General features: G+C 40.8%; 1 protein-coding gene. It reads right to left on the bottom strand.

Translation table 11 applies throughout. The annotated features are described in order from the left end of the window. Positions 1 to 324 precede the first annotated feature (324 nt). A complete protein-coding gene (locus tag F6K53_RS43700) occupies positions 325 to 1,077 on the bottom strand; it encodes a chemotaxis protein CheW (RefSeq protein WP_293087039.1) in 753 nt (250 codons plus the stop codon). Positions 1,078 to 1,221: the final 144 nt, after the last annotated feature.

Here is a 1,221-nt window from a genome sequence, read left to right as displayed (position 1 = left end):
AATAAATCCAACATGGAGAAATTGCTCATATCTTGTCCGCTGTCTGTCATAGGATTTTAGAGTTTAAAGTTTGGATTGATGATATTTTTTAAGCATTCAGCGGTCAGCGGTCAGCGGTCAGCCGTCAGTTTATTTTATTCAAAAGCTGTTCGCACCTCAAGTAGCGTGGCCATAGACCCAAAGCTATCAGCTATTAGCTGATAGCTAATAGCTAATAGCTAATAGCTGATAGCTGACAGCTGATGGCTGATAGCTGACAGCTGACGGCTGAATGCTTACGGCTGAATGCTTACGGTAGCACTTTCCCCCCATCACCCCATCGGGTTAAGTAATCTTCCGATTGAGGGTGTAAAACAATAACTCATCGTCCAAGTAATTAACCTTTTTATCCTGCCAGATAATTATCGATTTTGTATAAGTATCTGTAGCTTTAGAAATAACCGCTGGTGCATCGAGTAATTCATTAGTATGAAACCGTTGAACAGTAAAAATTTCATCAACGGGAAAGACCCATCGGTTCCTCTCAATTTCCACAACCACCATCCGTTGATACATCACACTACTAACATTCGTTTTGGGTTTTCGAGTCAGGGGCTGTTGGATTTTGGATTGCTCGGAATCTGAGTTAGCAGAATTATCTTCCAAACCAAGGAGATGGCTGAGGGAAACGCACATCAGGATTTCCCCACGAATGTTCACGATTCCCAGTAAGATCTCATTGCTGCGGTGGGGGATAGTGTGGATAACACAAGGCTGGGTGACTTCTTTGAATAACTTTGCAGACAATGCCAACCATTCTACTCCTAGCCGAAAGATAATTACGGATATGGTTTCCCCTAGTTGTGTCAGAGTACTTTCCCGTTGCGGGACAGATTGGGAAACCAGTAAGTTAGTCCATTCATTAATGTAACCTGGAGGCGGTTCACGTTCAAGCAAGCCGCGCCCTGCTAAGGAATAAACCGGACAGTTGCGGCAATGAATGAAGGTTTTTAGTTCTGGGCAGGAGCGATCGCCTGTCACTCCGATTTGGTTCCAACAATCGTTAAAAATTGGTTGATTACTTGTTTTATATTGCATTACTTCAGGAGTATATTAAACGTTAATATCAAACCAATTTGTGCTAGTTGTTTAACTAGAAAAAAAAATTGATATTTTTGTAAATTTTAATTCACGTATTTATTGAATAAACGCTAAGATTTCAATAGTATTATCCGAATATAC

It is taken from the genome of Moorena sp. SIO4A1 (genome assembly GCF_010672065.1).
GTDB lineage: Bacteria > Cyanobacteriota > Cyanobacteriia > Cyanobacteriales > Coleofasciculaceae > Moorena.
The sequence above is the reverse complement of the archived record's forward strand: the minus strand, read 5'-3'. Positions and strand labels throughout refer to the sequence as shown.